Below are 22,834 nucleotides of genomic sequence, written 5' to 3' on the forward strand. Positions count from 1 at the left end.
CCGAAACGGGACAGGGACCGAGTAAAATGAGCTTTTGGAATCAAATCGCCGGCTATGCCGCCGCCATCCGCGAATTCGTCGCGCCGACCTATCGGCCTGAGCGCTATTATATGCGCGGCCCAGGCCCCGCCTGCGCGCGCCGTGGCAACACGCTTGGGATCAGCGTGCGCTGATGATGAGCATGGAGAGCCGTCACGACAGCCGTATCTGCCGGCCCGACGCCGACAATCGGTCAACGACCTATCGCGCCGAGCGCCCCGCGCTGACCGACAGACGGCGTGCGACAACACCAAGCCTCTAGCATTCCGGGCTTTGATCCAGCCGCCGGCAGGCCTAGTGTCGCCTGACACCAGCTGCCGGGCGTCACGTGATCGTCAAGCCGAACCATTCTCCTGAGCCGCCAGAATTCGAATCAAGTCGCCCGTTGATCGTGTTCGACGGTATTTGCGTGTTGTGCTCGGGCTTTGTGCGCATGGTGGTGAAGCTCGACCGCAAGGGCCGCTTCCATTTCGTAACGGCGCAGTCGCCCTTCGGCGAGATGCTGTTCAAGAAATACGGGCTGCGGACGGATCGCTACGAGACCAATCTCGTCATCGTCGATGGCGCGGCTTTCACCCGCCTGGACAGTTTCGTTGCCGTCATGGCCGAACTCGGCTGGCCGTGGCGGGTGGCGCGGATCCTGCTGCTGTTGCCGCGCCCGCTTCGCGACTGGCTCTACGACCGCATCGCAAAGAACCGCTACGCCCTGTTCGGCAAGAAGGACAATTGCGAAATCCCTTCCGCCGAGGTGAGGGCAAGATTGATCGGCTAGGTTCGTTGCCGTGGCCGGGAGCGGGCGGGGCATTTTGGGGGAACTGCGGATGAGGGTTCTTGTCGTCGGCGGCTATGGCACCTTTGGCGGTCGCACCGTCGAGCTTTTGGAGGGCGAGCCGCATCTGATCCTCTTTGTCGCCGGGCGCTCGCTCGCCAAGGCTGACGCGTATTGCAAGAAGCGCGCCCCGACAGCAGCCCAGCTGGTGCCGGCACTGTTCGACCGTGACGGCGATCTCGCCGCGCAACTCGCTGCATTTGAGCTTGATATTGTAGTCGACGCGAGCGGTCCGTTCCAGGCCTATGGCGAGGGACGCTATCGCCTGATCGAGGCCTGCATCGCCCGGCGCATCAACTATCTCGATCTAGCCGACGGCTCGGATTTCGTCGCCGGTGTCTCTGCGTTCGACGAGGCGGCGCGAAACGCCGGCGTCTTCGTGCTGTCCGGCGTCTCGAGCTTTCCGGTGCTGACGGCGGCGGTGGTGCGTCGCCTGTCTTCGGACCTGACGCGGGTCGACGGCATTCGCGGCGGCATCGCGCCTTCGCCCTTTGCCGGCGTCGGCGGGAACGTCATCCGGGCTATCGCCGGTTATGCCGGTCGGCCGGTGCGGCTTGTTCGCAATGGCCGTCCCGAACAAGGCCGTCCATTTACCGAGCAGCTGCGCTACACTATCGCGCCGCCGGGCCGGCTGCCGCTTCGAAACACGCTGTTTTCTCTGGTCGACGTTCCGGACCTGCGCGCCTTGGCCGCGCTTTGGCCGGAGGCGAGGACCATCTGGATGGGAGCCGGGCCGGTACCCGAGGTGCTGCACCGCGCCCTGATCGGCCTCGCCTGGCTAGTGCGCGCCGGATTGATCGGTTCGCTTTCGCCACTGGCGCCGCTGATGCATCAGGCAACGAACCGGCTGCGCTGGGGCGAGCATCGCGGCGGCATGTTCGTCGAGGTGGAGGGATCGGACCGGGCGGGCGCCATCGTCAAGCGCTCGTGGCATCTCTTGGCCGAGGGCAATGACGGGCCGCTGATCCCGTCGATGGCGGTCGAAGCACTGGCCCGCAAAGCGCTGGCCGGACATCAGCCCGCGCCGGGCGCACGGGCGGGGGTGCGCGATTTGGAGCTCCGGGATTATGAAGCCCTGTTCGCCGGGCGGACAATCTACACCGGCTTCAGGAATGGGGCGGCGGACGAGGACAAGCCGCTTTATGCCGAGCTGCTCGGTGCCGCCTGGCAAGGCCTTCCCGAGGCAATTCGGTCAATGCATGACCGTACGATCACGGCCGCAGGCCGCGCGCGCGTCGAACGCGGGCGCAATGTTCTTGGCCGGCTAATGGCCTGGACGGTCGGCTTCCCCGGGGCAAGCGAGGACATCCCGGTTCATGTCCGCTTCGACACCGACAAGGACGGCGAGACCTGGACCCGGACATTCGGCAAGCACAGTTTTTCGAGCCTACAGTCCGCAGGCCGGGGTCGATCGCAGCGCTTGCTGTGCGAACGCTTCGGCCCGCTGACCTTCGCGATGGCGCTGGTTGCCGAAGACGGCCGGCTGGCGCTGGTCTTGCGCCGCTGGAGTTTTTTTGGCCTGCCGCTTCCGATGTGGCTCGGTCCACGCTCGACTTCCTACGAAACGGTGAAGGATGGCCGCTTCCGCTTCCATGTCGAGATCTCGCATCCGCTTGCCGGTATGATCGCCTGTTACCGCGGCTGGCTGGAGCCCTCCGGCCCGCACGGCTCAAGCGAGATCGTGCCGCCTGCCAGCTTGCCAAGTTCGCGGCAGTCTTGAGCCGTGCACAGCGTCCAGCCTTGACCCGTGGCGCCCGAGGCGGCGAGCACCAGGCGTCGCTGTGGCCCGACCTGGGGCGCATAGACCCACCAACCGTCGCGCAGCACCGAGCCTTGCGGCGGCTCCATGCCGGCGCCCGAGCCCTTGATGCGGGCCTCGAGGAGCTGCAGGCCGGACGGCAGCACCTTCCAGTCTTCCTGCCACTGGGTCTTCTCCACCGAATGCACCCAGGAGAGCGTGAAGGCAGCGACCGCGAGCGTCACCGTCTTGCCGGCCGCGACGATGCAGAGGCTCATGCTGAATTAGCCAGCGAAGCCTGCCGCGCGCGCCAGCAGTGCCAGCCGATCCAGGCAAGGGACAGCGCCCAGCCCGCCTCGTCGGTGAGCGGCAGCGCCGCAACCAGCAGCACGCCGGCGGCGAAGGCGACGAGGCGTTCCCACCACGCCATGCGCCGGGCGAGAAATCCGACGGCCGCGGCGCCCCACAGGACGATACCCATGCAGGCTTTGATGACGATATAGGCGACCTCGACGGGATAGCCGAACTCGGCGGCGATCGGGCCGGGGTCCTGCAGCATCAGCGCCGGGGTATAGACTGCCATGAACGGCACAACGAAGCCGGCAATGGCAAGCTTGGTGGCCTGGATGCCGATCTTGAGGCCGCTTTCCTTGGCCATGGGCGCGGCGGCGAAGGCGGCCAGCGCCACAGGCGGGGTGAGATCGGCCATGATGCCGAAATAGAAGACGAACATATGGCTGACCACCAACGGCACGCCGAGCGACAGCAGCGCTGGCCCGGCCAGCGACGAAGTGATGATGTAGTTGGGAATGGTCGGTATGCCCATGCCGAGCACCAGGCAGGTGAGCATGGTCAAAAGCAGCGACAGGAACAGATTGTTCTCGCCGATCGAGATGATCCAGCCGATGAAGGTCGAGGCGATGCCGGTAAGCGTCAACGTGCCGATGACGATGCCGACAATGGCGCAGGCAATGCCGACCGGCAGCGCGTTCTTTGCTCCTTCGGCAAGGGAATCCACGCATATGCGCAGCGTCTCGCGCCCGCCCTTGAAGGTGAGGCAGGCGGCGACCAGCACGGCGATGACCAGGCTGAGGATGTTGACGCCGAATTTCATGAAGGAAGCCGCGGCAAGCCCGAGCGCCAGCCAGAAGACGATGCGGAAGGCGAGCGGCCCGATCGATGCTGCCAGCGGCGTGCCGAGGATAAGCACAATGGTCAACGCCAGGCCCATGGTGCCGGCGAACACCGGTGTGTAGCCGGCAAACAGCAGGTAGATCAGTGCTGCGAGAGGCAGTACCAGCGGCCAATGTTGTCTCACCGCATCCCACGGATTGGGCAGGTCAGCCTTGGCCATGCCGTGCAGGCCGGCCTTGCCGGCTTCCAGGTGTACCTGCCAGAAACAGGCGCCGAAATAGAGCAGCGCCGGAATGATCGCCGCCTTGACCACCGCGGCATAGGGGATGTTCAGGGTCTCGGCCATGATAAAGGCAACCGCTCCCATCACCGGCGGCATGATCTGGCCGCCCATCGACGAGGTCGCCTCGACGGCGCCGGCGAAAGCCGAGCGGAAACCGAAGCGCTTCATCAGCGGGATGGTGAACTGGCCGCTGGCCACCACATTGGCGACGCCGGAGCCGGAAATGGTGCCCATCAGCGCCGAGGACAGCACGCAGACTTGCGCCGGGCCGCCGCGCCATGAGCCGACCAGGCCAAGCGCAAAATCGTTGAACAGCGCGATCATGCCGGCGCGCTCAAGAAAGGCGGCGAAAACGACGAAGATGAAGATGTAGGCGGCCGAGACATAGATCGGCGTGCCGTAGATGCCTTCGGTGCCATAGGCGAAGGTGTCGACGAGCTGGGCGAAATCATAGCCGCGATGGATGAACGGCGGCGGCAGATGATTGCCGGCAAATGCGTAGGCGAGAAAGATGAAGGCAATGACGGCGAGCGGCAGCCCCATTAACCGCCGCGCCGCCTCGAAGACCAGCACGACCAGCACCGCGCCGACGATCAGGTCAGGCGTGGTGAGAAAGCCGGAGCGGCGGATGAGGTCGGCATAGAACACCCAATTGTACAGACCGGTGGCGAAACCAAGCAGGCCGAGCGTCCAGAACACTGCTTTCGCCGGGACGCTTTTGGCGCGCAGATTGGCGATTAGGGCAAAGCCGAGCAGCAGCAGGAAGCCGACATGCATGGCGCGTATGACCTGGCTCGGCAGGCTGCCATAGACGGCGATGTAGATTTGGAAGATGGAGAAGGCGATGGCGATAAAAAAAGCCGCCTTGCCGGCGATGCCTTCGCCGAAGCCAGGCGGCAATCCTTCGACAGGAGCTTCCGCTGTGGGGGAAAGAACGGTCGGGGTTACGGTCATTAGCGGGGTTCCTGGCGGGGCGGTCCCCTCCTCGAGGGGAGGGTGCCGAGCGAAGCGAGGCGGGTGGGGTCGATACGGCAGTGCGCGGCCTCAACCGACCCTACCCGTCCATTCGCCTTCGGCAGCTGTTCACCTTCTCCTCAAGGGGGAGGGATGGCTCCTTACTTCACCAATCCCTTTTCCTTGTAATACCTCTCGGCGCCTGGATGCAGCGGCACCGGCATGCCGTCGAGCGCCTTGGCCGGGTCGATCGCCTTGGCGGCGGCGTGGGCAGCGGTGAGCTGGTCGAGATGCTCGAACAGCAGTTTCGTCATCTGGTAGGCGGTCTCGTCGGAGACATCGGCGCTGGTGATCAGGAAATTGCCGACGGCGGCGGTCGCAACATCCTCGGTCTGGCCCTCGTAGGTGCCCTTGGGGATGACCACGGAAAGATAGGGCGAGCCGATCTTGGCGACGTCCTCCGCCGGCACGGCAACGACGTTTACCGGCACTGAAGTGGCGAGGTCACGGATCGACGCGACCCCAAGGCCAGCCGACTGCAGCGTGGCGTCGAGCTGGCGGTTCTTGATCAGCTCCACCGATTCGGCGAAGGGCAGATATTCGATCCGCCCGAGGTCTTCGTATTTCAGCCCGGCAGCGGCAAATATCGTGCGGGCGTTGAGCTCGGTGCCTGAGGCCGGCGCGCCGACCGAAAGGCTCTTGCCCTTGAGATCGGCGAGCGTCTTGATGCCGGATTCCTTGCTGGCGACGATCTGGATGTAATTGGGATAGATGGCGGCAATGCCGCGCAGCTTGTCGAGCTTGCCTGGGAAGCCTGCTTCGGTATTGCCTTCGGCGGCCAGCTTGACGGAATCTCCAAGCGCGAAAGCAATCTCGCCCTTGCCCTGCTGCAAGAGATTGAGGTTTTCGACCGACGCTTTCGTCGCCTGCACCTGGGTGCGCGCGCCTTCGATGCCCTTGCCGTAGATTTCCGACAGCGCGACGCCGAGCGGATAGTAGACGCCGGACGTGCCGCCGGTCAGTACGTTGATGAATTCCTGTGCCTTGACCGATACCGCGCCAAGGCCAAGCGACAGCGCCAGCACGCCGGCTGCAACAAATTTCGTCCTGAAATTGAGCATGCGATTTCCTCCCTGAAAAATTCGCCGCCGTGCCCTCCTCGGCGGCACGAAGCGAAGCGAGTTTAGACAGCGGGCGGGAAATGCCAACCCGCAATAGCAGCGATTAGACGAACGGCTAAGCAGTGCCGCAACACGTTGGCGCTTGCGCGAGGTCGCATCGCGGCAGAAAGATTTTTCCAGCGCTTGTCGAAATCCGGCAGAGCCGCGCGACATAAGTCCGGCTCGCAACGATGCGGCCTTCGAGAAACGGGAGAAGACCATGCGATACATGCTTTTGATCTATGGAAACGAAGCGGGGATGGCAGCCGCGCCAGCAGATGCGGTGACACAGATGTCGAGCGCGTACGTCGCCTACACCGAAGCGTTGAAGAAATCCGGCGCTTGGCTCGCCGGCGACCGGCTGAAGCCGACGCAATCCGCTACCTCGGTGCGGATGGCCAATGGCAAGACCAACGTGCTCGACGGCCCCTATGCCGACACCAAGGAGCAGCTTGCCGGCTTCTATATGATCGAAGCGGAGGACGTCGACGCCGCCATTGCCTGGGCGGCGCGCTGCCCGGGCGCCAGCACCGGCACGGTAGAGGTGCGGCCGATCTGGGAACTCACCATGTGATGCCGGAATTGCCCGATACTGCGCGGGCGGCGGCGGAAGCGGCCGCCCGGCAAAGCTACGGCAAGCTGGTCGCCTATCTCGCCGCACGCACGCGCGACGTGGCCGCTGCCGAGGACGCATTGGCCGATGCCTTTGCAGCGGCGCTCGAGCGTTGGCCACAGGCGGGCGTGCCCGACAAGCCGGAAGCCTGGCTGCTGGCGGTGGCACGCAAGCGCCGCGTCGACGCGGTCAGACGGCGGCTGACACGCGAGGCGGGCCGCGACCACCTCAGACTGATCGCCGAGGAGATGGAGGCGCGCATGGCCGAGGAAGACCTGCCGGACGAGCGGCTCAGGCTCATGTTTGCCTGCGCCCATCCCGCGATTGAGGCCGGCGTGCGAGCACCGCTGATCCTGCAGACGGTCCTGGGCTTCGACGCAGCGACCATCGCCTCGGCTTTTCTTGTCTCGCCAGCCACGATGAGCCAGCGCCTGGTGCGCGCCAAGACGCGAATTCGCGAGACCGGCATTCCGTTCCGCGTGCCGGAGCGGGCCGAGCTCGGCGAGCGGCTGGGCACCGTTCTGGAAGCGATCTACGCGGCGTTTGCCGAAGGTTGGTCCGACCCGGCCGGCACCGAAACGCGGCGCCGCAATCTCGCGACCGAAGGCATCTGGCTCGGCCGTCTGCTGGCCACGTTAATGCCAGACGAACCGGAAGCGCTCGGCCTGCTGGCGCTGATGCTGTTCGCCGAGGCGCGGCGTGCAGCGCGGCGCAACGCGGCGGGCGATTATGTACCGCTGGCCGAGCAGGATCTTGTACTGTGGGACGATACAATGATCGATGAAGCGGAGACGCTGCTCAGGCACGCCGCGGCCAAGAGCGTTGTCGGCCGCTACCAACTCGAGGCCGCCGTGCAGTCCGCCCATACGACACGACGGCTGACCGGTTGTACCGACTGGGTCGCGATCAAGGAGCTCTATGACGCGCTGTCGGTGATTGCCGGCTCGCCGGTGGTTTCGATCAACCGCGCGGTGGCCATTGCCGAGGCCGAAGGCGCTTCGGCAGGATTGAGTGCACTTGATGAGCTTGGCGACGACAAGCGGCTGTATGACTATCAACCTTACTGGGCCGCCCGCGCGGGCCTGCTGGCCAGGCTCGGCAAAGTTCCGCAAGCGAGCGAGGCCTATGACCGGGCTATCGGCCTCGAACGCGACCCGGCCGTGCGCCGGTTTCTGCAGGACCGACGGGCAGGTCTCGACCGCGTGGAAAGACACTGAGGCAAGGCGGACTGGTTACGCGGGCCACATGTCATGGGAGGCGTTCAGCCTCTTCATCACCCGATGTTCCCGCAAATTGGCCCACAGGCGTTCGATATTCGGCCAAGCGGTTGGAACCTTCGCGACCTCCGGATGCCAGGCCACCAACATGACGAGATAGATGTCGGCCAGCGAGAGCCGGTCGCCGGCCAGCCACTCATGGCCTGCGAGGGCGGCATCGAGAATGGCGAAGCTGCGATCCATTTCCGAGACCGCCGCCTGTTTGACAGCGTCTACGCCGCGGGGATCGGTCGTGTAGCGATGAGCGTAGAAGAACCGCAGGTCAGCCGAATAGATGACGGAGGACATGAAAAACATCCAGCGCAGGAAGTCGGCACGGTCAGCCGAACTTGCTGCGGGCGCCAGTCCTGCTTCCGGGTGGCGCTCGGCTAGCAGGATGCAGATCGCCGCCGATTCGGTCATCGAGCGTCCGTCCGGCAAGATCAGGACCGGCACCTGGTTCAAGGGGCTGATATCTAAAAAGGCCTGGTCGGGTCGGCCCTTCGGAACGTCGATCTGGTCGAAAGGCACGCCCGCCAAAGCGAGCGCCGCCTCGATGACAAAGCCGCCGGTATTGGCACGCGTATAGAGCTTGTACATGAAGTCCTCCACCTGCCGGGCAGCGACGATTTGATACGGAAGGGACCCGCCGCTCAAGCGAACGACGCCCGCCACAGGTGGTTTTTCAGCGGTCCACGCCGACGCGTGATACAGAGTATTTGATGTCGGAGGGCATCGCGAAGGATCGCTACTGACCGGTCAAAAACGCTCGTCTCTAAGCGCCCAATCCCTCGAACAGGATCGTCGAGAGATAGCGCTCGGCGAAAGAGGGGATGACGACGACGAGGTTCTTGCCCTTGTTCTCGGCCCGCGAGCCGACGACGATCGCCGCTTGCAGGGCGGCACCCGACGAGATGCCGACCGGCACACCTTCGAGCCGAGCGACAAGCCGTGCATTGGCAACCGAATCCTCGTTCGAGACCTTGACGATTTCGTCATAGATCGTCGTGTCGAGGATTTTTGGCGCGAAGCCGGCGCCAATGCCCTGGATCTTGTGCGGGCCTGGCTGGCCGCCCGACAGCACCGGCGAGGCTTCCGGTTCGACGGCGACGACATGCACCGAGGGCTTACGCTTCTTCAGCACCTGGCCGACGCCGGTGATGGTGCCGCCGGTCCCGATGCCGGCAACGAAGATATCGACTTCGCCATGGGTGTCGTTCCAGATTTCCTCGGCCGTGGTGCGGCGATGGATTTCCGGATTGGCCGGGTTTTCGAATTGCTGCGGAATGACAGCGTCGGGCAGCGTTGCCGCCAGCTCGTCCGCCTTGGCGATGGCGCCCTTCATGCCTTTCGGCCCTTCGGTCAGCACCAGTTCGGCACCGAGCAGAGCCAGCATCTTGCGGCGTTCGACGGACATGGTTTCCGGCATGGTCAGGATCAGCTTGTAGCCCTTGGCAGCGGCGGCAAAGGCGAGCGCGATGCCGGTATTGCCCGAGGTCGGCTCGATCAGGGTGGTCTTGCCGGGCGTAATCCTGCCCGAAGCCTCCAATGCCTCGATCATCGACACGCCGATGCGGTCCTTGACCGAGGCGATCGGGTTGAAGAATTCGAGCTTGGCCAGCAGATTGGCGACGACGCCCTTCTCCCTGGCGAATTTATCAAGCCGCACCAGCGGCGTGTCGCCGATCGTCTCGGTGATCGAATTGTAGATGCGGCCGCGGCCGGGCACGTGTGCGGGGGTGGCGGGCTTGTTCATTGATTTCCTCCCAGAGGTCAAGCGGCAAGAGTCGGGCGGGGCCTAGGATAGAGCCATCCGCCGCGCAAGATAGGCTGTCGATCGAAAAATATCCGAGTGAAGTTCGTGCTGAGTACCTCCGCCCTTGCAAGGCGTGGCAATCCTTGGGCGGATTGGCGAAAGAGATCTATTGGCGGGCGGCAATTGCCGCCGCCGCACCGACCATGAAGCCCGCGGCGGTGCGGTTGAGTGCCCTCAGCGCCCGCGGCGACTTCAGGAACCAGCGCGCCTTGGCCGCCAGCGCCAGATAGGGCACCAGCACCACGAGCAGGACGACGATGGTGAGCGCGACGAGGATGCCGTAATCGGCCAGCGTGATCGTCTTCAGATCGACGATGGTCGGGGTGATGGCAAGATAGAAGATCATCGTCTTCGGATTGCCGAGCGTGACGGCAAGGCCGGCTACAAAGCTGGATGCCAAGCCGCCCTTGCCTTTCTTCGCCTCCACCGCCTCCGGCGTGATGCCGCTCGTCCAGAAACGCCAGCCAAGAAAGGCGAGGTAGGCGACGCCCAGCCATTTGATGGCCAGGAAGACCATGCCGAAAGTTTGTGCGACGAAAGCCAGGCCGAGCACCACGGCAGTGAGATAGGTCAGGTCGCCGAGCATCAGCCCGAACGACATGGCCAGCGACGAGCGGAAGCCGGAACCCAGCGCACGCGCAACGAGCGCGGTGACGCCGGGGCCGGGGATGGCCGCGGCGATGCCGAGGGCGGCGCTATAGGCGAGAAACCCGGTGAGTGTCATGATTCGCGCTTGTCGCACAATGTTGAAGTTGGGTGAATTCCCTCGGCCCGGATTCGATTGCGCCAGCGCAGCAGGCGACACCGCCGTTCAGGAGCGGCCGTCTTCGTAGGTAACGCGCCAGATGGTGCCATTACCGTCCTCTGTGACGATCAGCGAGCCGTCCTTGGCCATCGCGACACCGACCGGGCGGCCCCAGACGGCGTCATTCGAGATGACGAAGCCGGTCATGAAGTCCTCATATTCGCCGGTCGGCTTGCCATCCCTGAATTTGAGCCTCACCACCTTATAGCCGGTCCTGGCGCCACGGTTCCACGAACCATGCATGGCGACGAAGGCGTCACCCTGGTAATCCGCCGGGAAGTTCTTGCCGTCGTAGAAGGCTATATTCATCGGCGCCGAATGCGCCTGCATCAATACATCGGGGACAGTGGCCTTGCCGGCGAGGTCTGGCCGCTCGCCCTGATGGCGCGGATCCTCGTTATTGCCGATGTAGTACCAAGGCCAACCATAGAATCCGCCGTCCTTGACCGCTGTTGCAAATTCGAACGGCACATTGTCGCCGAGTTCGTCGCGCTCATTGACGACGCACCACAATGCGCCGGTGGCGGGCTGCACGGTCATGCCCGTACAGTTGCGCAGGCCGGTGGCGACAGTTCGGGGATTTTTCCCATCCGGGTCAAAGGCGAGCACATCGGCACGGCCGTCCTCGGAGCCCCAGACCGCCCCGAGCGGCTTTGATTTGGCCCAGGCGTCGAGGCCGCTATCCGGCTCCTTGCCTATATCCTCGGCGACGTTCGAGGCGGAGCCAACCGACAAATAAAGCGTTTTGCCGTCCTGCGAGAAGGCGATGTCGCGGGTCGTGTGACCACCCGACGGGATTTGGGCGACAATGGTTTCTGGTTTGCCGGATGTCTTCAGGTCGCCATCGCGATAGGGGAAGCGGACGATGCTGTCGCTGTTCGCGACATAAACCCATTGCGGTTTGTCTCCTGGCGGATAGAAGGCGATGCCGTAGGGATAATTGAGCCCCTTGGCGAAGATCGCTTTCTCGATGGGCTTGGCGCTGCCCTCGGCGAGACGATAGACGCGTATTTGTTCGGCATGGCTGTTGGCAACAAACAGGTCGCCATTCGGAGCGACGCGCACGACACGTGGATTGACGATGCCTGATGCGATCATTTCAGCCGAAAAGCCCGACGGCAATTCTGGCTTGGCGCTTTCGGGCCGTTCCGCCACGCCGGCGCCGTTCGAAGCGGATTGGGCGGGGTCGGCTGCCGGCATGTCTCGCGGTCCAATCAGGCGTCGGACGCCAGGCCTGTCGGCGTGCCAATCGCCAAACGCGGCTTCGCCTTTGAGCACATTCTGGTCCGCCTGCTGGGCGGCTGCCGGTGTCGCAACAAGGAGGGCAGCGGCAACGGCCGCAAAGCCGCCAGATCGGATCATCAACGTCCTCCGGGATTCGCCTCGAACAGGGCAAACGGCATCAGGTATTGATCGTTCCAAGCGGCCGTCCAGCACACGAGGATTTGAAGCCGAACCCGTTCAGTTGCCAGAGGCGTAAAAGTCGTCGTCGAGGCGCTTTTCCAGCGCGACCAGATCGGCCGGCAGTGGCAAACCCATCGCCCGCATCTCTTGCAGCTTCTCGCGCAATTGCTCTTGCACCTCGTGCTGATCCTCTGGCTGGTTGATCATTTCTTCGAGCAGCAGACTGATCTGGGCCTTGAACGATTCCAGCGCCATTCTTTTCTCCTCCTTGCGGCAGGCCCGCGGCGGCTCCTAGCTCAGCATGCGCGAAATCAGCTGCGCGGTATAGTCGACCATCGGTACTATGCGCGCATAATTCAGCCGCGTCGGCCCGATGACGCCGAGCGCACCGACGACGCGCGCGTCCTTGTCGCGATAGGGTGCCACCACCAGCGAGGAGCCAGACAGCGAAAACAGCTTGTTTTCCGAACCGATGAATATGCGCACGCCTGGGCCTGCCTCGGCGAGGTCGAGAAGCTGGATCAGCCCATCCTGCGTCTCCAGATCCTCAAACAGATGCCGCAGCAATTCTATGTCGGCCTGGGCAGTGACGTTTTCCAGGAGATTGGCGCGGCCGCGCACGATAAGCCGCCCAGGCACGCCGCTTTCAGCGCCTGCCCAGACCGCCAGGCCCTTCTCGACCAGATCCTGCGACAGCGTGTCGAGGGCTGCCCTGGTCTCTTCCTTGATGCGGGCGATCTCGACCCGCGCCTCGGCCAGGGTGCGACCGCGGATATGGGCGTTGAGGAAGTTGGAGGCTTCGTGCAATTGCGAGATGGTGATGCCGGGGGGCAGATCGATGACGCGATTTTCGACGTCGCCGTTCTGCGAGACCAGCACGGCCAGCGCCTTGGTCGGCTCGAGCTGGATGAATTCGATGTGCTTAAGCGCCACCTCATTCTTGGCGGCGAGCACGAGGCCGGCGCCGCGCGACATGCCGGACAGCATCTGGCTGGCCTCGGTCAGCATATGCTCCAGCGTCGCGCCCGAGCCGGAGGCGCGCACCTGGGCCTCGATGGTGCGGCGCTCCTCGTCGGAGAGGTCACCAAGTTCCATGAAAGCATCGACGAAGAAGCGCAGGCCTGCCTGGGTCGGCAGCCGGCCAGCCGAAATGTGCGGCGCATAGATCAGGCCGAGATGCTCAAGGTCGCTCATCACGTTGCGGATGGTGGCCGGCGACAGCGACGACGGCAGGATGCGCGACAGGCTGCGCGAACCGACCGGCTCGCCATCCCTCAAATAGGAATCGACGATGCGCCGGAAGATGTCGCGCGAACGCATGTCGAGCGATTGAAGCGCGGGCGATTGCAGCGCGTGCGACGGGAGCACGTGCGACTGCAAACCGGGATCGACTGCCTTTGTCATTTCGAGCCAAAAACCTCCGCCCCGAAGATATAGACTTCCGCGGTGTCGGCGCAACCGGTCCATTTTCCTTTGCGCCTCACGCCCCGTGCGGCTACAAGCCGGCCAAGATTCCCCGGCCAAGATTCCGAAGAAAGAAAGAAGCCTGAATGCGCCCTTCCAAACGCCAATTCGACGAAATGCGCCCCATCTCCTTCGAGCGCGGCGTCTCCAAGCATGCGGAAGGCTCGTGCCTGGTGAAGTTCGGCGACACGCATGTGCTGTGTACGGCCAGCCTGGAGGAAAAGGTGCCGGGCTGGATGCGCAACTCCGGCAAGGGCTGGGTGACGGCGGAATACGGCATGCTGCCGCGTTCGACCGGCGAGCGCATGCGCCGCGAGGCTTCGGCCGGCAAACAAGGCGGCCGCACGCTGGAAATCCAGCGGCTGATCGGCCGCTCCCTGCGCGCCGTGGTCGATCTGCAGGCGCTCGGCGAGCAGCAGATCACCGTCGACTGCGACGTGATCCAGGCCGACGGCGGCACGCGCACCGCTTCGATCACCGGCGGCTGGGTGGCGCTCTACGACTGCCTGCGCTGGATGGAAGCCCGCCAGATGGCGAGCCTGGGCAAGGTGCTGAAGGATCACGTTGCGGCGATCTCCTGCGGCATCCATGATGGCCAGCCGGTCATCGACCTCGACTATATCGAGGATTCCTCGGCCGGCACCGACGCCAATTTCGTCATGACCGGCAAGGGCGGCATCGTCGAGATCCAAGGCACGGCCGAGGGCGAGCCGTTCTCGGAAGAGCAGTTCGCGGCGCTGATGGGGCTCGCCAAGAAAGGTATTCAGCGCCTGGTCAGCTTGCAGCAAATGGCGGTGGCTTAGCTGCGGTCAATATTGATGAGATTGGCGATCCTGTGACTCCTTCTGCAATCCTGGAATCAGCACTCTACGTGACGGACCTTGCTGCCGCGGAACGGTTCTATTCGGGCGTGCTCGGGCTCGATCTGCTCGGCAAGGTCGATGGCAGGCATCTCTTCTTCCGCTGCGGCGACAGCGTACTGCTTATGTTCAATGCCGAGGCGACCAAAGTGCCGCCGCCGGCCGACGCCAAGCTCAAAGTACCGCCGCATGGCGCGGTCGGCCAGGGCCATCTTTGCTTCGCCGCAAGCGCGGATGAAATCCCACGCTGGAAAGCGCATCTTGAGGCGAAGAAAATCGCCATCGAAAGCGAGTTCGAATGGCCGCAGGGCGGCCGCTCGATCTATATTCGCGACCCGTCGGGCAATTCGATCGAATTCGCCGAGCCAAGAATCTGGGGCATCTGATGCATTCGCCAACTGTTCATTCGCTTGACGGGCATAAGATCGTCGTCGCCAGCCATAACGCCGGTAAATTGCGGGAATTCGCCGATCTGATGGCGCCATTCGGCATAGAAGCGAAGTCCGCAAAGGAATACGGCGTGCCGGAGCCGGACGAGACCGGCACCACTTTCGAGCAGAACGCCCTCATAAAAGCCTTGGCCGCCGCCAAGGCCACTGGATTGCCGGCGCTGTCGGACGATTCCGGCCTGTGTGTCGATGCGCTCGACGGCGCACCCGGCGTCTACACCGCCAACTGGGCCGAGACGCCGGACGGCTCCCGCGACTTCGGCATGGCCATGCAGCGCACGGAAATGGCCTTGCAGGAAGTTGGCGCGATCACGCCTGCCCAGCGCAAGAGCCGCTTTGTCGCGGTCATCTGCCTGGCCTTCCCCGATGGCCAGGCGGAATATTTTCGCGGTGAGGTCGAGGGCACGCTGGTATGGCCGCCGCGCGGCGAGCTCGGCTTCGGCTACGATCCGGTGTTCTTGCCCGATGGGTTCGAAAAGACCTTCGGCGAGATGAGCGCGGAGGAAAAGCATGGCTGGAAGCCCGGCCAGCCAACCGCATTGTCGCACCGTGCCCGCGCCTTCCAGAAATTCGCGCAAGCCCGATTGGCCGGCGCATGACCATGCTGCTCGACCGCAGCCCCGGTTTCGGCGTCTATGTCCACTGGCCATTCTGCGCGGCCAAATGCCCCTATTGCGACTTCAACAGCCATGTCCGCCACCAGCCGGTCGACCAGGAGCGTTTTGCCCGCGCCTTCGAGACCGAGCTGGCGACGATGCGCGGCCGCACCGGGCCGCGCGAGGTGACCAGTATCTTTCTTGGCGGCGGCACGCCATCGCTGATGAAGCCTCAGACCGTGGCGGCGGTGCTGGATGCAGTGGCGAAGAACTGGACGGTGCCTGATGCCATCGAGGTGACGCTGGAGGCCAATCCTTCCTCGGTCGAGGCCGAGCGCTTTCGCGGCTATCGCGCGGCCGGCGTCAACCGGGTATCGCTTGGCGTGCAGGCGCTGCACGACAAGGATCTGCGCTTCCTCGGCCGTTTGCACAATGTCGATGAGGCCCTGCATGCGATCGGCCTGGCGCGCGAGATATTCCCACGGCTGTCGTTCGACCTGATCTACGCGCGGCCCGGTCAGACGCCGGAAGCGTGGCAGGCGGAGCTCGAGCAGGCGATCGGCCACGCCGCAGACCATCTGTCGCTCTATCAGCTGACCATCGAGGAAGGCACGCCGTTCCATGCACTGCATGCGGCAAGGAAATTCATCATTCCAGACAATGAGCTTGCCGCCGATCTCTACGCGTTAACGCAGGAGATCACCACCGCGCGCGGACTGCCGGCCTACGAGATTTCCAACCACGCCAGGCCCGGCGCCGAAAGCCGGCACAATCTCACCTATTGGCGTTATGGCGAATATGTCGGCGTCGGTCCCGGCGCGCATGGCCGGTTCGTCGAAAATGGCCGCCGCGTGGTGACGATCGCCGAGAAAATGCCGGAGACCTGGGCCAATCTGGTCGAGGCCAAGGGTCATGGCGTTACCGGCGGCGAGGTCCTGACGCGGTCGGAAGAGGCCGACGAGTTCCTGCTGATGGGGCTGAGGCTGGCGGAAGGCATCGACCTTTCCCGCTACGAGGCATTTTCAGGGCGCGGCCTGTCGACGGCACGGCTGTCGGTGCTGCAGGACGAAGGACTGGTGGCGCCGATCGGCAATGCCCGCCTGCGCGCCACGCCGGCCGGCATGATCGTGCTCGATGCGGTCGTGGCGGATTTGGCCAGATAGCACGTTGAAGAACGTTCTCTTCATCTGCAGCCAGAATCGCTTGCGCAGCCCGACGGCGGAGCAGGTGTTTTCCAAGCGGCGGGACATCGCGGTCGCTTCGGCCGGCACTAATCACGATGCCGACATTCCGTTGACGCATGAACTCGTCGCCTGGGCCGACATCATCTTCGTGATGGAAAAAACGCACCGCGCCAAACTGCAGCAGAAATTCAAGACAAGCCTGAAAAAGGCTCGAGTAATCTGCCTCGATATTCCCGACGACTATGCATTCATGGACCCGGCTCTGGTGGGCCTGCTGGAGGCGCGTGTCTCGAAGTATCTGGGTTGAATGATACATCGCGGAGCATTCGCAACCGCGCTTCGAGAACTGTCTCGACCGATCGCTAAAGTTTGCGGGGTCAAGCCTCGTGCTTGTGGCGGTGTTTGGCGCGATCTTTTTCGCTGGGGTCTCCGGAACGGGCCGGCTTGATCTCGCTTTTGTCGCGTGAGGCATGGTGCTGGTCGTCTGTGGAATGTGACGCTGCGCCATCGCGGGCGCTTTTTGTTTCGAGGCGGGTGATGAAAATGTCGAAGCGATTGGGCATCGTCCGGTCAGTGCTCCATCGTGCGGTCGGTTTCGTTTGCGGGCTTGCTCTCTGCCGATCGCTGGCGTGCAAGCGGCTTCTTGGCTCTGCCATCTGCGGCTTCGGCAGGCAGGCTCTTGTCGCATGGCGCGGCGAAGCGTTTGCGGCCGGCATAGTAGGGTTCGAAAACGTCCTGTATCGTCAGGCTGTTCATCCTGCTCCTCCCGAGATCAGGGGTAAAATTCGCCGGCAACGGTTTCGTTCCCTACTATGGCGAAGGCATGGCGGCTGGTTCACGTCGGCATCCCTTTTGCAACCCAGGCTTTTGCAACCAAGCGTGAGCCGTGCCAAACAGGGTCGAACGGAGTTGTGCAGGTGACCGGCGAATCGGCCAAACGCAGTTATGTGGTCGGGCAGACCGAAATCGCCGGCCGGCCGCTCGAGCCGGCGCTCTACCTGGTGGCGACGCCTATCGGCAATCTCGCCGACATCACGCTGCGCGCGCTGGAAACGCTCGCCGCCGCCGACATCGTCGCTTGCGAGGACACACGTGTCAGCCGCGTGCTGCTCGACCGCTACGGCATCCGCCGCCGCACCACCGCCTACCACGAGCACAATGCCGGCGAGGCCGGACCGAAGCTGATCGCGGCGCTGCTGGCCGGCCAAAGCGTAGCGCTGATCTCGGAGGCCGGCACGCCGCTCATCTCCGACCCCGGCTACCGGCTGGTCGGTGAGGCGCTGGAACGCGGCATTCGTGTCGTGCCGATCCCCGGCCCATCAGCAGCACTTGCCGCTTTGACGGCATCCGGCCTGCCCTCGGACGCGTTTCTGTTTGCCGGCTTCCTGCCGGTGAAGACCGGGCAGCGGCTGACGCGGCTGGAAGCGCTGAAGGCGGTGCCGGCAACGTTGATCTTCTTCGAATCGCCGCGCCGGCTGGCCGAGACGCTCAGTGCCATGGTCGAGGTGCTGGGCGGTGCCCGCAAGGCGGCCATCGGCCGCGAGCTGACCAAGACCTTCGAGGAGATGCGGACCGGCACCCTGCAATCGCTCGCCAGCCATTACGCCGCAGCTGATACGCCGAAAGGCGAAATCGTCATCTGCGTCGGCCTGGCGGATGTTGTCGCTGATGAGCCTGAAGACATCGACCGGCTGCTGCTTTCGCTCGCCGCCGAGATGCCGGCCTCCAAGGCAGCGGCGGAAGCCGCCAAGATGACGGGTGGCCAGAAGCAGACGCTCTATCGTCGGCTGCTCGACCTCAAGAATGCCGGAAGAGACGGGACCGGCGGAGACGGCGATGGCTGAACGGCCGAGCGCCAGCCGGCAAAAGGCCTACCGGCGCGGCCATCACGGCGAATGGCTGGCGGCGGCGGCGCTGATGCTGAAAGGCTACCGAATTCTTGCCCGCCGCCACCGCACCAGGTTCGGCGAGATCGACCTGATCGCGCGGCGTGGCGATCTGGTGCTGATCGTCGAGGTCAAGGCGCGCCGCACGCTGATGGAGGCAATGGAAGCCGTCGGTCGCGAATCGGAGCACCGCATCGAAGGCGCCGCCGATTTCTGGCTGTCGCGCCAATCCGACTACGGAAAATTATCGGTGCGCTTCGACATGGTGGCGGTGCTGCCGTGGCGCTGGCCGGTGCATGTCGAGAATGTGTTTTACGGGCGAAACTAGGCCATTCTCGAAGTGGGGCCGTTTTGCTGCGCCTGCGGTTCAGATCATGGTTTGCCGATCTGTCAAGCATCCGCCCAGCGCTGACTGGAACAAAAGCGTTCCTGCGTTGTTCCCCAATCGTCCTGATGTTCGACGGGCTGGTTCAAATGCCGGCCAGGGCAGTCCTCGTGGCAGCTATGCGAGGACAAAGGGATGGCGAGGCAAATGGATCCCGACGATCTCAACCCGGAACGGATCGTCACCGTGTTCGGCGGAACTGGCTTTCTCGGGCGCAGGATCGTGAAGCGGCTCCTGGAAAGAGGTTTCACGGTGCGCGCCGCATCTCGCCATCCGGCTCGCGTGGCCCTGGTCTTTTCCTCGATTACAAGGATGCCCGAAGCAGTCGAGGCGGATATATTGGATGCGTCCTCGATCGGGTCGGCCATTACCGGATCACAGGCGGTCGTGAATGCCGTCAGTCTTTACGTCGAGCAGGGCATCCAGACCTTTGAACGCGTGCATGTGAAAGCCGCGGCCGATCTCGCTGCCGCGTCGCGCGACCGCGCGATCGACCAGTTCGTCCAGATTTCAGGGATCGGCTCCGATCCTCAATCGGATTCGAATTACATAAGGGCGCGCGGGCGCGGAGAAGGTGCCGTGGAAAGCGCATTTCCCGGCGCTTTCATTGTGCGTCCCGCCGTCATGACAGGACCTGACGACGCTTTCCTCACGACCATTGTGAGGATGATACGCCTCCTGCCGGTCTATCCGCTGTTCGGCGATGGTGGCACACGGCTTCAGCCGGTCTATGTGGCAGACGTCGCAGAAGCAGTGAGCCGGCTGATCGACGGGCGAACCCAGGGTTCATCCATATTCGAATTCGGTGGCCCGCGTATCTATACCTATAAGGAACTGCTTCGGGAGATCGCCCGACAGCTCGATACGCACGTCAAGCTGATGCCGGTGCCGTTTGCGGTATGGAACGCCTTGGCTGGCGTCGCGGAACTCCTCCCGGCTGCCCCCATAACGCGCAACCAGATCGATCTTATGCGTCAGGACAATGTGGCAGCAATCGACGCGCCTGGCCTGAAGGAACTCGACATCGAGCCGCGGGATATTGACGAGGTGATCCGCGTGATCGAACAGCGCCGTCGCGTAGGCTCGCTCTCGTCTCCGCCTTAGGACGGCCCCCTGATCCTGGCGGGAACCTATCGCCGCGCGACAGGTTGGTCGAGCTTGAAGCCAGTGAAAGAAGGAAAAGAACTATGGCCAGATGCGATCAATGCGGGAATGACTACGACAAGGCTTTCAACGTGACGATGGCCGACGAGACCTACACATTCGACAGCTTCGAATGCGCGGTCCAGAAACTTGCTCCGACGTGTCCGCATTGCGGATGCCGGATCATCGGACATGGCGTCGAACAGGATGACATCATCTACTGCTGCGCACATTGCGCCGCGGAGGAAGGTGCGAACGCGCTGACCGATCGCGCGCCTTGATGCACCTCCTTTGGCGTCTCCAGGTCGACCATTCCGAACGACTGCGCCGGCTCATCCCATATGGCCAGTGCTGTCAGCACGACGACGACCAGCCAAGGTCAAGGCCGCCGCACGCTGATGGAGGCAATGGATGCAGTCGGCCGCGAATCGGAGCGCCGTATCGAAGGTGCCCGCGATTTCTGGCTGTCGCACCAATGGACTACGGAAAATTGTCGGTGCGCTTCGACAAAAGGCAGCGTGCGTCGTCTTGATCGCGCCAGAGCTGTCATGTTCTTGCACGTTCAAGAACCCGCGTTCGACGGCTCGTTTAGACGCCGTTCCGTGGCAAGTCGGCTCCCGCTTGGACAAGTCGCTCCACGACGGCGGCCGCCTCCTCTGGAATGGCCGGTATGGTGCCCGACTTCCGCGTCGATCCGAAATCGAGGCCGGCGAAAAAGAGACCTGGAATAGCGCTGACGCCGTCCTCGTGGACGGGCTGGCCGGCTGCATCGAGCGCGCCGGGGAACCGGACCCATGAGAAATCGCCGGTGAAGCCGGTGCACCAGATCACTGATCTGATGCCGCTCGCCGTCCAGTCGAGGGAGCGGATCGGAGGATCGGGCAAGCGCGGTTCAATCGTCTCGGCTGGATCATCCTCGGCCAGTGGCGCATCGAGGCCGGCGCGCTCGATGTACTCGTCAACCAGGCGCTTGGCATTCGCGGAGACTTCGTCGGCAAATCGCATATGGTCGTCGAGCTCGTCGCCGAAGACAAGGTTGCCGTTCTCCACACCCCTGAAGCGGCCGAGCAGCACCACGCCCTGCGCGCTCAGCGATTGCAGGCTGATCGTATGGGTCGCGCCGACCAGCGCGCGGGCCTGCAGCTTGCCGGAGGGGAGGACGAGTTCCTTGCGCGGAACGTCGAGAAAACCGGACAGCGTCAGCCATTTAAGTATGTTGCCCCTGCGGTAGCGCCGCACCCAACGGCCGTTGCGGCTGGTCGCCAAAAAGACCACACGTCCTGCCAACGCCAGATCCTCGGCGATCTGGCCGCCCGACTGGCCGCTGCCGACCACCAGCACCGCGCCACTCTCGAACTCGGCCGGGTTGCGATAAGCCGAGGAATCGACTTGGCCAATTGCGGTTGGCAAATCCGCCGACCCTGCTGGCCGGACCTGCCGATTCTGGTCGCCGGTGGCGATCACCACGTTGCGCGCCAGAAATGCCCCGTCCGTCGTGGTGATGCGAAAGATCCCGTCGTCTCTCGTCAGCTCTTGCACCGGAGTTTGGGTGCTTACCGGCAGGCGGTGCCGGTCGGCATAGCCTTCGAGATACGCGACAAATTCGTGGTGGGTTATCGCGCCCCACGGCTCGGGCCCCTCGTAGGAATCACCGGGTAAGATGGAGCGAATGGTCGGCGAATTCAGTCGAAACGAGTTCCACCGCTGCGTTCGCCACGTCTCGCCGATCCGGCCTCGATCGAGCACACGGTGGTCGCGGTCCTGCCGTTTCAAGAAGTAACTGACGCCGAGTCCCGCCGGACCGGCGCCAATAACGAGGGCGTCAAGAACTTCGCTCATGCATTCCCCCTGCCAACCATACGTCCACAAGATCGTATGGCTCGGCTTCGGGCAAGAATAGAGTTCCGGCTGGGATTGCGCTATCCGCGCCGGCTCACCCCCAGATTGCCAGCCCCGCCAGCCCGACGATGCCGACGACCAGCCGCCACCAGCCGAACAGCGCGTAGCCATGGCGCGAGACGTAGTCGAGCAGGAAGCGCACGACGATTAGCGCGGTGACGAAGGCGGCAACGAAGCCGACGGCGATGATGGGCAAGTCGGCGCTGCTTAGCACATTGCGGTTCTTGAACAGGTCGAAGGCGAAGGCGCCGACCATCGTCGGGATGGCAAGGAAGAAGGAGAATTCCGCCGCCGCCCGCTTGTCGACGCCGAGCAGCAGCGCGCCGACGATGGTCGAGCCCGAGCGTGACGTGCCGGGGATTAGCGACAAGCACTGAAACAGCCCGATCTGCAGATAAAGTCTGGTCGGAAACCGCTCGACATCGTGGTAATACGGCTTCGGCTTCATGCGATCGACCAGCAGCAGGATGACACCGCCGATGATCAGCATGATGCAGATCAGCCGCGGCGATTCGAACAGCACCGTCTTGATGAAATCATGCGCCAGTGCGCCGACAATGGCCGCCGGCAGGAATGCGATGAGAATGCCAAGGACGAAATGCCGCGTCAGCCGATCGTAGGGCAGCTCGAGCAGCATCTTCCAGAGACGGCGGAAATAGACGCTGAGGATCGCCAATATGGCGCCGAGCTGGATCAGGATTTCGAAGGCCTTTCCGGTCGAATGAAAACCGAGGAAATGGCCGGCGAGCAGGATATGACCGGTCGAAGACACCGGAATAAACTCGGTCAGGCCCTCGAGCAGGCCGAGCAGCAGCGCTTCGACGACGGTCTGGCTTTCCATGGCAACCTCGGCGTTGGAGTGAGGGCTTGAGAAAAGGGCTTGCTTGTCACGGCGCGGAACTCCCCCTATAGGTCGCAGCACCCTGACAGCCCGCTG

Annotated in this window: 27 protein-coding genes and 1 pseudogene; 15 read left to right on the plus strand and 13 right to left on the minus strand. The window is 63.6% G+C overall.

Annotation, left to right across the window (positions count from 1 at the left end; translation table 11 throughout):
* Positions 1 to 26: 26 nt before the first annotated feature.
* The 3 genes from NKI18_RS26255 (at position 27) to NKI18_RS26265 (ending at position 2,588) form a co-directional block, all read left to right on the plus strand.
* Complete coding sequence (locus NKI18_RS26255; protein ID WP_023678994.1) at positions 27 to 173, plus strand: hypothetical protein; 147 nt, start codon at positions 27 to 29, stop codon at positions 171 to 173.
* 257 nt (positions 174 to 430) lie between these two features.
* On the plus strand, positions 431 to 811 hold the full coding sequence (locus NKI18_RS26260) for a thiol-disulfide oxidoreductase DCC family protein (RefSeq protein WP_352619979.1): 381 nt from the start codon (positions 431 to 433) through the stop codon (positions 809 to 811).
* Positions 812 to 860: 49 nt separating this feature from the next.
* Complete coding sequence (locus NKI18_RS26265) at positions 861 to 2,588, plus strand: saccharopine dehydrogenase family protein (protein ID WP_352619953.1); 1,728 nt, start codon at positions 861 to 863, stop codon at positions 2,586 to 2,588.
* On the opposite strand, the gene NKI18_RS26270 is transcribed toward NKI18_RS26265, so the two are convergent.
* From NKI18_RS26270 to NKI18_RS26280, 3 genes are all read right to left on the minus strand, one after another.
* The gene (locus tag NKI18_RS26270) at positions 2,501 to 2,884 is read right to left on the minus strand and encodes a DUF1850 domain-containing protein (RefSeq protein WP_352619952.1); all 384 of its coding nucleotides are present in this window, start codon (positions 2,882 to 2,884) and stop codon (positions 2,501 to 2,503) included. The genes NKI18_RS26265 and NKI18_RS26270 overlap by 88 nt on opposite strands.
* Entirely contained in the window at positions 2,881 to 4,977 is a 2,097-nt protein-coding gene (locus NKI18_RS26275; RefSeq protein ID WP_352619951.1) for a TRAP transporter permease, read from the minus strand. Before NKI18_RS26275 ends, NKI18_RS26270 begins: the two co-directional genes overlap by 4 nt.
* Positions 4,978 to 5,138: 161 nt before the next feature.
* Entirely contained in the window at positions 5,139 to 6,098 is a 960-nt protein-coding gene (locus tag NKI18_RS26280; protein ID WP_352575333.1) for a TAXI family TRAP transporter solute-binding subunit, read from the minus strand.
* 259 nt (positions 6,099 to 6,357) lie between these two features.
* On the opposite strand from NKI18_RS26280, the gene NKI18_RS26285 reads away from it, so the two are divergent.
* Both NKI18_RS26285 and NKI18_RS26290 read left to right on the plus strand, forming a co-directional pair.
* The gene (locus NKI18_RS26285) at positions 6,358 to 6,711 is read left to right on the plus strand and encodes a YciI family protein (protein WP_023718846.1); all 354 of its coding nucleotides are present in this window, start codon (positions 6,358 to 6,360) and stop codon (positions 6,709 to 6,711) included.
* Positions 6,711 to 7,967 carry an RNA polymerase sigma factor gene (locus NKI18_RS26290; protein ID WP_352619950.1) on the plus strand — a complete coding sequence of 419 codons (1,257 nt, stop codon included), beginning with the start codon at positions 6,711 to 6,713 and terminating at the stop codon, positions 7,965 to 7,967. Before NKI18_RS26285 ends, NKI18_RS26290 begins: the two co-directional genes overlap by 1 nt.
* Positions 7,968 to 7,982: 15 nt before the next feature.
* On the opposite strand, the gene NKI18_RS26295 is transcribed toward NKI18_RS26290, so the two are convergent.
* From NKI18_RS26295 to hrcA, 6 genes are all read right to left on the minus strand, one after another.
* Positions 7,983 to 8,606: a glutathione S-transferase family protein gene (locus tag NKI18_RS26295; protein WP_352619978.1), complete on the minus strand. Its 624-nt coding sequence runs from the start codon at positions 8,604 to 8,606 to the stop codon at positions 7,983 to 7,985.
* A 175-nt stretch (positions 8,607 to 8,781) separates the two neighbouring features.
* Positions 8,782 to 9,762 carry a cysteine synthase A gene (cysK, locus tag NKI18_RS26300; protein WP_023678986.1) on the minus strand — a complete coding sequence of 327 codons (981 nt, stop codon included), beginning with the start codon at positions 9,760 to 9,762 and terminating at the stop codon, positions 8,782 to 8,784.
* A gap of 166 nt (positions 9,763 to 9,928) precedes the next feature.
* The gene (locus NKI18_RS26305) at positions 9,929 to 10,546 is read right to left on the minus strand and encodes a LysE family translocator (RefSeq protein ID WP_352619949.1); all 618 of its coding nucleotides are present in this window, start codon (positions 10,544 to 10,546) and stop codon (positions 9,929 to 9,931) included.
* 87 nt (positions 10,547 to 10,633) lie between these two features.
* Positions 10,634 to 11,989, minus strand: coding sequence for a PQQ-dependent sugar dehydrogenase (locus NKI18_RS26310; RefSeq protein WP_352619948.1), 1,356 nt, complete (start codon positions 11,987 to 11,989; stop codon positions 10,634 to 10,636).
* 99 nt (positions 11,990 to 12,088) lie between these two features.
* Complete coding sequence (locus tag NKI18_RS26315) at positions 12,089 to 12,286, minus strand: hypothetical protein (RefSeq protein ID WP_023678983.1); 198 nt, start codon at positions 12,284 to 12,286, stop codon at positions 12,089 to 12,091.
* Positions 12,287 to 12,322: 36 nt separating this feature from the next.
* Entirely contained in the window at positions 12,323 to 13,435 is a 1,113-nt protein-coding gene (gene hrcA, locus NKI18_RS26320; RefSeq protein WP_502900756.1) for a heat-inducible transcriptional repressor HrcA, read from the minus strand.
* A gap of 146 nt (positions 13,436 to 13,581) precedes the next feature.
* Here hrcA and rph point away from each other — a divergent pair, with 146 nt between their 5' ends.
* Genes rph through NKI18_RS26345 form a run of 5 tightly spaced genes read left to right on the plus strand, consistent with a single transcriptional unit; the run spans position 13,582 to position 16,891 of the window.
* Complete coding sequence (gene rph, locus NKI18_RS26325) at positions 13,582 to 14,298, plus strand: ribonuclease PH (RefSeq protein WP_254818003.1); 717 nt, start codon at positions 13,582 to 13,584, stop codon at positions 14,296 to 14,298.
* A gap of 32 nt (positions 14,299 to 14,330) precedes the next feature.
* A complete protein-coding gene (locus NKI18_RS26330) occupies positions 14,331 to 14,741 on the plus strand; it encodes a VOC family protein (RefSeq protein ID WP_023678980.1) in 411 nt (136 codons plus the stop codon).
* Positions 14,741 to 15,403, plus strand: coding sequence for an RdgB/HAM1 family non-canonical purine NTP pyrophosphatase (rdgB, locus tag NKI18_RS26335; protein ID WP_352619947.1), 663 nt, complete (start codon positions 14,741 to 14,743; stop codon positions 15,401 to 15,403). The genes NKI18_RS26330 and rdgB overlap by 1 nt, the downstream gene beginning before the upstream one ends.
* Complete coding sequence (gene hemW, locus NKI18_RS26340; RefSeq protein ID WP_352619946.1) at positions 15,400 to 16,563, plus strand: radical SAM family heme chaperone HemW; 1,164 nt, start codon at positions 15,400 to 15,402, stop codon at positions 16,561 to 16,563. The genes rdgB and hemW overlap by 4 nt, the downstream gene beginning before the upstream one ends.
* 4 nt (positions 16,564 to 16,567) lie before the next feature.
* Positions 16,568 to 16,891: a low molecular weight protein tyrosine phosphatase family protein gene (locus NKI18_RS26345; protein WP_352619945.1), complete on the plus strand. Its 324-nt coding sequence runs from the start codon at positions 16,568 to 16,570 to the stop codon at positions 16,889 to 16,891.
* 70 nt (positions 16,892 to 16,961) lie between these two features.
* Here the strand turns inward: NKI18_RS26345 and NKI18_RS26350 are convergent, their stop codons facing one another.
* Together NKI18_RS26350 and NKI18_RS26355 are read right to left on the minus strand one after the other, a co-directional pair.
* Entirely contained in the window at positions 16,962 to 17,147 is a 186-nt protein-coding gene (locus NKI18_RS26350; RefSeq protein ID WP_352619944.1) for a hypothetical protein, read from the minus strand.
* Between the two features lie 7 nt (positions 17,148 to 17,154).
* Positions 17,155 to 17,340, minus strand: coding sequence for a hypothetical protein (locus NKI18_RS26355; RefSeq protein WP_023678975.1), 186 nt, complete (start codon positions 17,338 to 17,340; stop codon positions 17,155 to 17,157).
* A gap of 161 nt (positions 17,341 to 17,501) precedes the next feature.
* On the opposite strand from NKI18_RS26355, the gene rsmI reads away from it, so the two are divergent.
* The 5 genes and pseudogenes from rsmI to NKI18_RS33440 all read left to right on the plus strand — a co-directional run.
* Positions 17,502 to 18,428: a 16S rRNA (cytidine(1402)-2'-O)-methyltransferase gene (gene rsmI / locus NKI18_RS26360; RefSeq protein WP_353021065.1), complete on the plus strand. Its 927-nt coding sequence runs from the start codon at positions 17,502 to 17,504 to the stop codon at positions 18,426 to 18,428.
* Positions 18,421 to 18,798, plus strand: coding sequence for a YraN family protein (locus NKI18_RS26365; RefSeq protein WP_023678973.1), 378 nt, complete (start codon positions 18,421 to 18,423; stop codon positions 18,796 to 18,798). The genes rsmI and NKI18_RS26365 overlap by 8 nt, the downstream gene beginning before the upstream one ends.
* A gap of 192 nt (positions 18,799 to 18,990) precedes the next feature.
* The gene (locus NKI18_RS26370) at positions 18,991 to 19,959 is read left to right on the plus strand and encodes a complex I NDUFA9 subunit family protein (RefSeq protein ID WP_352619942.1); all 969 of its coding nucleotides are present in this window, start codon (positions 18,991 to 18,993) and stop codon (positions 19,957 to 19,959) included.
* An 83-nt stretch (positions 19,960 to 20,042) separates the two neighbouring features.
* Positions 20,043 to 20,279 (plus strand): metallothionein, encoded by a 237-nt coding sequence (locus tag NKI18_RS26375; protein WP_352619941.1) that lies wholly within the window; start codon positions 20,043 to 20,045, stop codon positions 20,277 to 20,279.
* 99 nt (positions 20,280 to 20,378) lie between these two features.
* A pseudogene (locus NKI18_RS33440) lies at positions 20,379 to 20,506 on the plus strand (YraN family protein); the annotation flags it as partial.
* An 80-nt stretch (positions 20,507 to 20,586) separates the two neighbouring features.
* On the opposite strand, the gene NKI18_RS26380 reads toward NKI18_RS33440, so the two are convergent.
* Together NKI18_RS26380 and NKI18_RS26385 are read right to left on the minus strand one after the other, a co-directional pair.
* Positions 20,587 to 21,837: a flavin-containing monooxygenase gene (locus tag NKI18_RS26380; RefSeq protein ID WP_353021069.1), complete on the minus strand. Its 1,251-nt coding sequence runs from the start codon at positions 21,835 to 21,837 to the stop codon at positions 20,587 to 20,589.
* A gap of 94 nt (positions 21,838 to 21,931) precedes the next feature.
* Positions 21,932 to 22,738 (minus strand): undecaprenyl-diphosphate phosphatase, encoded by an 807-nt coding sequence (locus tag NKI18_RS26385; protein WP_352619939.1) that lies wholly within the window; start codon positions 22,736 to 22,738, stop codon positions 21,932 to 21,934.
* Between the last annotated feature and the right edge of the window lie 96 nt (positions 22,739 to 22,834).

This window comes from Mesorhizobium sp. M0800 (assembly GCF_040320095.1).
Classification (GTDB): Bacteria; Pseudomonadota; Alphaproteobacteria; order Rhizobiales; family Rhizobiaceae; genus Mesorhizobium.

Coding starts and splice junctions, on each gene's coding strand:
- NKI18_RS26255 (WP_023678994.1), top strand. CDS start 27: ATGAGCTTTTGGAATCAAATCGCCGGCTATGCCGCCGCCATCCGCGAA.
- NKI18_RS26265 (WP_352619953.1), top strand. CDS start 861: ATGAGGGTTCTTGTCGTCGGCGGCTATGGCACCTTTGGCGGTCGCACC.
- NKI18_RS26270 (WP_352619952.1), bottom strand. CDS start 2,884: ATGAGCCTCTGCATCGTCGCGGCCGGCAAGACGGTGACGCTCGCGGTC.
- NKI18_RS26275 (WP_352619951.1), bottom strand. CDS start 4,977: ATGACCGTAACCCCGACCGTTCTTTCCCCCACAGCGGAAGCTCCTGTC.
- NKI18_RS26280 (WP_352575333.1), bottom strand. CDS start 6,098: ATGCTCAATTTCAGGACGAAATTTGTTGCAGCCGGCGTGCTGGCGCTG.
- NKI18_RS26285 (WP_023718846.1), top strand. CDS start 6,358: ATGCGATACATGCTTTTGATCTATGGAAACGAAGCGGGGATGGCAGCC.
- NKI18_RS26290 (WP_352619950.1), top strand. CDS start 6,711: ATGCCGGAATTGCCCGATACTGCGCGGGCGGCGGCGGAAGCGGCCGCC.
- NKI18_RS26295 (WP_352619978.1), bottom strand. CDS start 8,606: ATGTACAAGCTCTATACGCGTGCCAATACCGGCGGCTTTGTCATCGAG.
- cysK (WP_023678986.1), bottom strand. CDS start 9,762: ATGAACAAGCCCGCCACCCCCGCACACGTGCCCGGCCGCGGCCGCATC.
- NKI18_RS26305 (WP_352619949.1), bottom strand. CDS start 10,546: ATGACACTCACCGGGTTTCTCGCCTATAGCGCCGCCCTCGGCATCGCC.
- NKI18_RS26310 (WP_352619948.1), bottom strand. CDS start 11,989: ATGATCCGATCTGGCGGCTTTGCGGCCGTTGCCGCTGCCCTCCTTGTT.
- NKI18_RS26315 (WP_023678983.1), bottom strand. CDS start 12,286: ATGGCGCTGGAATCGTTCAAGGCCCAGATCAGTCTGCTGCTCGAAGAA.
- hrcA (WP_502900756.1), bottom strand. CDS start 13,435: ATGACAAAGGCAGTCGATCCCGGTTTGCAGTCGCACGTGCTCCCGTCG.
- rph (WP_254818003.1), top strand. CDS start 13,582: ATGCGCCCTTCCAAACGCCAATTCGACGAAATGCGCCCCATCTCCTTC.
- rdgB (WP_352619947.1), top strand. CDS start 14,741: ATGCATTCGCCAACTGTTCATTCGCTTGACGGGCATAAGATCGTCGTC.
- hemW (WP_352619946.1), top strand. CDS start 15,400: ATGACCATGCTGCTCGACCGCAGCCCCGGTTTCGGCGTCTATGTCCAC.
- NKI18_RS26350 (WP_352619944.1), bottom strand. CDS start 17,147: ATGCCCAATCGCTTCGACATTTTCATCACCCGCCTCGAAACAAAAAGC.
- NKI18_RS26355 (WP_023678975.1), bottom strand. CDS start 17,340: ATGAACAGCCTGACGATACAGGACGTTTTCGAACCCTACTATGCCGGC.
- NKI18_RS26365 (WP_023678973.1), top strand. CDS start 18,421: ATGGCTGAACGGCCGAGCGCCAGCCGGCAAAAGGCCTACCGGCGCGGC.
- NKI18_RS26370 (WP_352619942.1), top strand. CDS start 18,991: ATGGCGAGGCAAATGGATCCCGACGATCTCAACCCGGAACGGATCGTC.
- NKI18_RS26375 (WP_352619941.1), top strand. CDS start 20,043: ATGGCCAGATGCGATCAATGCGGGAATGACTACGACAAGGCTTTCAAC.
- NKI18_RS26380 (WP_353021069.1), bottom strand. CDS start 21,837: ATGAGCGAAGTTCTTGACGCCCTCGTTATTGGCGCCGGTCCGGCGGGA.
- NKI18_RS26385 (WP_352619939.1), bottom strand. CDS start 22,738: ATGGAAAGCCAGACCGTCGTCGAAGCGCTGCTGCTCGGCCTGCTCGAG.